This is a genomic window from Streptomyces sp. MK7 (genome assembly GCF_032658145.1).
In the GTDB taxonomy this organism is placed as follows: Bacteria; Actinomycetota; Actinomycetes; order Streptomycetales; family Streptomycetaceae; genus Streptomyces; species Streptomyces spiralis.
In genome coordinates this window covers 1-1,325 of sequence record NZ_JAVACL010000123.1, presented here as the reverse complement: position 1 = coordinate 1,325, position 1,325 = coordinate 1, and the positions used below count along the sequence as shown (strand labels likewise).

Below are 1,325 nucleotides of genomic sequence, written 5' to 3'. Positions count from 1 at the left end.
TGAGCTGGGGGTGGCCGCAGAGACCAGCGAGAAGCGACTGTTTACTAAAAACACAGGTCCGTGCGAAGCCGTAAGGCGATGTATACGGACTGACGCCTGCCCGGTGCTGGAACGTTAAGGGGACCGGTTAGCTTCACTTCGGTGGGGCGAAGCTGAGAACTTAAGCGCCAGTAAACGGCGGTGGTAACTATAACCATCCTAAGGTAGCGAAATTCCTTGTCGGGTAAGTTCCGACCTGCACGAATGGCGTAACGACTTCTCGACTGTCTCAACCATAGGCCCGGTGAAATTGCACTACGAGTAAAGATGCTCGTTTCGCGCAGCAGGACGGAAAGACCCCGGGACCTTTACTACAGTTTGATATTGGTGTTCGGTTCGGCTTGTGTAGGATAGCTGGGAGACTTTGAAGCGGCCACGCCAGTGGTTGTGGAGTCGTCGTTGAAATACCAGTCTGGTCGTGCTGGATGTCTAACCTGGGTCCGTGATCCGGATCAGGGACAGTGTCTGATGGGTAGTTTAACTGGGGCGGTTGCCTCCTAAAGGGTAACGGAGGCGCCCAAAGGTTCCCTCAGCCTGGTTGGCAATCAGGTGTTGAGTGTAAGTGCACAAGGGAGCTTGACTGTGAGACCGACGGGTCGAGCAGGGACGAAAGTCGGGACTAGTGATCCGGCGGTGGCTTGTGGAAGCGCCGTCGCTCAACGGATAAAAGGTACCCCGGGGATAACAGGCTGATCTTCCCCAAGAGTCCATATCGACGGGATGGTTTGGCACCTCGATGTCGGCTCGTCGCATCCTGGGGCTGGAGTCGGTCCCAAGGGTTGGGCTGTTCGCCCATTAAAGCGGTACGCGAGCTGGGTTTAGAACGTCGTGAGACAGTTCGGTCCCTATCCGCTGTGCGCGTAGGAGTCTTGAGAAGGGCTGTCCCTAGTACGAGAGGACCGGGACGGACGAACCTCTGGTGTGCCAGTTGTTCTGCCAAGGGCATGGCTGGTTGGCTACGTTCGGGAGGGATAACCGCTGAAAGCATCTAAGCGGGAAGCCTGCTTCGAGATGAGGACTCCCACCCACTTGATGGGGTAAGGCTCCCAGTAGACGACTGGGTTGATAGGCCGGATCTGGAAGCACGGTAACGTGTGGAGGTGACCGGTACTAATAGGCCGAGGGCTTGTCCTCAGTTGCTCGCGTCCACTGTGTTGGTTCTGAAACCACGAACAACCGTTGCAGCCGCCTTTGGTTGTGGCTCCGGTTGACAGTTTCATAGTGTTTCGGTGGTCATAGCGTGAGGGAAACGCCCGGTTACATTTCGAACCCGGAAGCTAAGCCTC

The 1,325-nt window shown here is 56.4% G+C and carries 2 rRNA genes; both read left to right on the top strand.

The annotated features are described in order from the left end of the window. Positions 1–1,173: ribosomal RNA gene (locus R2S09_RS40095) — 23S ribosomal RNA — on the top strand; the annotation flags it as partial. A gap of 91 nt (positions 1,174–1,264) precedes the next feature. Beyond that, a 5S ribosomal RNA gene (rrf, locus tag R2S09_RS40090) occupies positions 1,265–1,325 on the top strand; the annotation flags it as partial.